This window comes from Ideonella azotifigens, from assembly GCF_006519715.1.
GTDB lineage: Bacteria > Pseudomonadota > Gammaproteobacteria > Burkholderiales > Burkholderiaceae_C > Ideonella > Ideonella azotifigens.
In genome coordinates, this window is sequence record NZ_VIDT01001018.1 from 1 (window position 1) to 1,468 (window position 1,468).

At 64.2% G+C, this 1,468-nt stretch carries 2 protein-coding genes; both read left to right on the forward strand.

The features are described 5' to 3' along the window. Window positions 1–210: LysR substrate-binding domain-containing protein (locus tag FKP22_RS30210; protein WP_233447024.1), on the forward strand; the 210-nt coding region annotated here is incomplete at its 5' end. Window positions 211–848: 638 nt separating this feature from the next. Then, window positions 849–1,468 (forward strand): YecA/YgfB family protein (locus tag FKP22_RS30215; RefSeq protein WP_141291903.1); only part of this gene is annotated, 620 nt, incomplete at its 3' end.

A 1,468-nucleotide genomic window follows, 5' to 3' on the forward strand; every position in this document is an offset into this window, starting at 1 on the left:
CTGGGCATCACCTTGCTGCCTGACTTCAGCGCGCAGGCCGCGCTGCGCGACGGCAGCCTGCGGCAACTGCTGCCGGACTGGCGCCCGGTGGGCAGCTTCGGTACGCACTTGTGGGCCATCCGGCCCCGCACGGCCCAGGTGCCGCGCACGGTTCAGGCACTGGTGAGCTTTTTGCTTGTAGGTTTCAACTCAGGCTTCCAGTTGCCATGAAGCAGCAACAAAAGCCTGCTCGAATGCCGCCGGGCACGGTGTACCCAGGCCGCCGGCCAAAAAAAACGACCCAGCCCTTGCGAGCTGAGTCGGATAAGTCCTCCAAGAGGACGTCGTTGGGACCGTTGGCGGCAATGCGCTTGCCAGGGCGCCAGGTGCAAAAAGCAACCGACAACTGGGCGAAAGCATTGCCAGATGGGGTGAGCCGCGAGCGCGTGCCTGCAACCTGATTCACCGTCCGAGCCGTGGCATCAGAATGCGCCGACTTGAACACAAGCTGATGCCGTTACCTTCTCAACACGCCCCGAAATCGACCGAATAAGCGATGACGGGAGGGTCGCTTCAAGTTTTGCTGTGGCGCGACCGTGAACAAGGACAGAACATCTGGTGAACGCATCGGCTTGTCGAAACAAGGCAATGCACGGATAGGTTTGCAAGCGCTCTTCGCTGCTCATTCCATCGACCGTGAAGTGGAATGTACGGCGATGCTTAGGCCCGTGACATCCCCCTGACGGGGGATTGGGTAAAAGGTCACACATGAGGGACAAGCGGTTTGCGCCGGCGCCACACTCCTGGCGCATGGCGCTTGCATTTGGGGCGGGCGATGCCCCGGTCCGGCGCGCGAGGGACAATTGAGCATGGCCACCTCTTCCGCAGCCCCTTCCCCGCAATCCCTTGCCCCGCTGAACGATGCCGACATGGAACGGCTGGAGCAGCTGCTCGACACCGTGCCGGCGCCGCTGGAGCCGCTGGACCTGATGATGCTGGACGGTTACCTCTGTGGCGTGCTGCTGCAGCCGGCACAGGTCCCTGAGGCGCGCTGGTTCCCGCATGTGATCGATGCCGACGGCCGCGCCGCACCGGCCAGCTTTCCAAGCGCGCCCTTGCAAGCCTTGGTGCGCCGCCGCCATGCCGAGCTGAACCGCGCCATCCACGGCCGCCAATGGTTCGACCCCTGGGTCTTCGAGCTGGACGACGAGGACGATCCGCTGCAAACCGTGATGCCCTGGGTCGCTGGCTTTGCGCTGGCGATGGAGTGTTTCCCGCAGCTGATGCGCAATGACGCGCGCGAGGTGCTGGAGCCGCTGGCCGTGCTCTATCGCGTGTTCGATCCCGAGGACCTGGAAGACGCGGACGACCTGCTGGAAATGATAGAGATGATCGAGCCGCCGGCCGACCTGTCCGACGCCGTCGAAGGCCTGGTCACCAGTACCTTGCTGCTGGCCGACGTCAGCCGCCCGCAATCGGGCCGACCGGC